This window comes from Phyllobacterium sp. P5_D12 (genome assembly GCF_054049495.1).
Genome location: NZ_JBFUMG010000572.1, coordinates 1 through 2,765 on the forward strand (window position 1 = coordinate 1; position 2,765 = coordinate 2,765).

The window sequence follows — 2,765 nt, forward strand, 5'->3', positions numbered from 1 at the left end:
GTCGCAAATATAAACGTCGTTTCCTGCTGTGGGGACGAGGTTACAAGCTGCAAATGCGGTTTGATTGGATGTGGAGAGTGTTATGAGGGAAACAGAAGAAAGCCAGAAGATTCGTGTAAAAAGCTTAGACGACTTCATGTAATTCCCCCTATAGCGATCATATGATAAGGGATTGCCAACTACCCAAAGCAGTCCCCGCGACCAAACAACGATATCGGCGAGTACAGGCTAATTTCACATCGAAGGGTGTGCAACCCATGGTTTAATGTAAGCACACTGAACTTTACCAGTGTGGTAAATTGGTCTCACTTTTGTACGCCGGAAGACTTTAAACTTGGCGTTCGTTAACAAAATATTCTTTTGTAATACGAAATTTGGCTCCAATCAGCTCAGCTCGAGTCCAAAGTGGGCGCTCTTATTTCCGGATTTGACTGCCTGTTGATATTCCGTTGTAATCGAAATAGAAGCGCATGGACTGACCGGAGAGCACACGATGGACCGCTACGAAACCTTCGCGACTTGGATCTTCATCGTCTTCGGTGCACTCATCATTGCCGGGCTGATGGCCTTCGCGATTACTACCGCTGACAAACCTGCTTTTCTTTTCGCGCTGGCTTCCGCATGCGCTGCATTTTTTCTTGGCTTCGCGGTGATTTTCGATCAGCCCCGGCTTTACGGATTGATTTTGTTTGTGTCGGTAGCGCTGATCGCGGCCTCAATCACTGCCATCGTAACCTGATTTTACCCCAGCGTGCTGATCTGGCGATAGGCGCCATGCCAATAGATCAACGGTTCAGCGTTGTGACGCAGCGTCACTGCCCTGACCCTGCCGATCAGGATGCCGTGCGAATGCCGCTCGATGGCATCGTCAAGTTCGCAATCGAGCACCGCCRGCGCATTGACCAGCGCCATCGTCCCTGTGCTGAGCTCCCGCCAATCCGCACCTTGATAGCGTTCCGCGCCCTTTCGACCATCTCTTCCAKAAAAACTGTCGGCCACATGGCGCTGATCGTGCGCCAGCATGTTGACGCAGAAGCTGCCATGCCGCTGCAGGACCGGCCAGGATGAAGACGCGCGATTGATGCTGACGATCACCGAGGGCGGATCTATAGCCAATGACGAGACCGACGTCGCAGTGAAGCCGGTGCGGTCGGCGCCACGTCCAACTGTAATGACGCTTACAGCCGCCGCCAGGTGCCGCATCGAATCCTTGAACAGGTCGGCGTCCACGGTCAGCTCGTGGTGGGCCAAACGCGCCACGCTTGGAAAAATGGACATTCATTTCCTCATTCATTGGATTGTCGCGAACCGCCGGGATGCGAAGGAAAACTCTTATGCTGTATTGCAACACATCAGGCGTGCCTCGAACCAGACCGCTCTTTGCTCCGATTGGCCGCATTTGGCGATTTTGTTTTGCGTTTTTCGCAGATTTCCAGAAATCGATTTCAATGGATGCGAGTGCCGGATTTCATCCGCAACTATCGACAGAGCCATCCCGTTTCGTAATCGCACAGCTTGTGGAAAATAGTTCCACGAATTCCCGCATTAGCGCAAAACTCTACCTGTTAGGCACAGAGAATTATAATCTCTATCGTGTTAATCGTGTATGGAATGTCGGAAGATGACCCCTCGGCAACGAGGATAATCCTGATGGCTTCAACAGATTACACCAGCACGCGCAATTCGCCCGAGGGTGTTCGCCGTTCCGTGAGGGGTCGCGCCCTTGGTGTGATACTGTTTGTGACTGCCTTTGCGTTTCATGTGGCGGTCCTTTTCAACCTGCTGCCGTCATAGTTCCAGGCCTTCGACTTCCGATAATTTTGTCCGAATAATTTTGCTGGCAACCGGAACCAACGTACACTTGAAACATTTCTATATTACTGGTCCCAAACCAGTCTTGGCTTAACCCCACAAAGCCAACATGACCCAATCCTCATGCCCCTTGAGGATTGGGTTTTCTGCATGAGCTGAACAGCAATCGTGAGTGGAGAAAACAATGTCGATTGAAGATGCCAAACATGCGATCGAAGCAGCCATTCATAGCGGTGATTTCAAAAGTATGGGCGTGGCTGTCTTCAAGGCAATCAATGCCCTGGAGCAAAGAATCAAACGGCTTGAAGAAGAAAGCGAACGTAGCAAGGCAAATTTAAGATAGAGTTTTACCATCTGAACCTTGAAATTTTCGCGATATGTGCTAGCATTTTTGCAGGTTGAGTGTTGCGGTACCTTGAGCCTGCGCCGCACTGAAACGATGCGCGATATTCTTATCCAGAGTCCAGTTTGTTAGAGCCAAATCAAGCCTCAACTTGCGAAACCCCTACCGGTCCCGGCAGGGGTTTTGCTTGTGTACTGTGAAGTGTCATAACACCAGCTTAGCCGACTAATCGGCCACGTTTCACTTTGCTAACTCTCTGTCAGGATCGACTGGATATCCGTGAGCGGGTGATTGGTCAGGGTTTTCGGGATTTCACTGACTATTCTGTCGGAGACTTCCTTGTGAAACTCCTGGCGCATTTCGCCTAGTACAAGCGGTGGAGCAATCACAACCAGCCGTTCGAAATCTCCCTTATGGGCATAGCTATAGAGTGCGTCGGCGACTTCCTTGGCAAACCGTTTCTTGGAAATCTCATGCCAGTCCGTGTCCTCGACAGCACTGCGGTGCGGGCTTGGTCCGTCATTGAAACGCCCCGGCCTGTCGCTTCCCTGTTCTCGTGTCGCCGGATTCGAGTGATGCATTTCATGGATGGTGCTGAGTTGGACATGCT

The 2,765-nt window shown here is 51.1% G+C and carries 5 protein-coding genes; 3 read left to right on the top strand and 2 right to left on the bottom strand.

The window, feature by feature from the left end; genetic code table 11:
* The first annotated feature begins 493 nt into the window (after nt 1-493).
* Entirely contained in the window at nt 494-739 is a 246-nt protein-coding gene (locus ACXJ5O_RS23655; protein ID WP_112527121.1) for a hypothetical protein, read from the top strand.
* Between the two features lie 2 nt (nt 740-741).
* Here ACXJ5O_RS23655 and ACXJ5O_RS23660 read toward each other — a convergent pair whose 3' ends face one another.
* Entirely contained in the window at nt 742-1,278 is a 537-nt protein-coding gene (locus ACXJ5O_RS23660) for a flavin reductase family protein (protein WP_457302037.1), read from the bottom strand.
* Between the two features lie 372 nt (nt 1,279-1,650).
* Here ACXJ5O_RS23660 and ACXJ5O_RS23665 point away from each other — a divergent pair, with 372 nt between their 5' ends.
* Entirely contained in the window at nt 1,651-1,794 is a 144-nt protein-coding gene (locus ACXJ5O_RS23665; RefSeq protein ID WP_457302038.1) for a hypothetical protein, read from the top strand.
* 202 nt (nt 1,795-1,996) lie between these two features.
* Nucleotides 1,997-2,155 (top strand): hypothetical protein, encoded by a 159-nt coding sequence (locus ACXJ5O_RS23670; RefSeq protein WP_162701846.1) that lies wholly within the window; start codon nt 1,997-1,999, stop codon nt 2,153-2,155.
* Between the two features lie 248 nt (nt 2,156-2,403).
* On the opposite strand, the gene ACXJ5O_RS23675 is transcribed toward ACXJ5O_RS23670, so the two are convergent.
* The coding region (locus ACXJ5O_RS23675; RefSeq protein WP_457302039.1) for a baeRF12 domain-containing protein at nt 2,404-2,765 on the bottom strand (362 nt) is incomplete at its 5' end.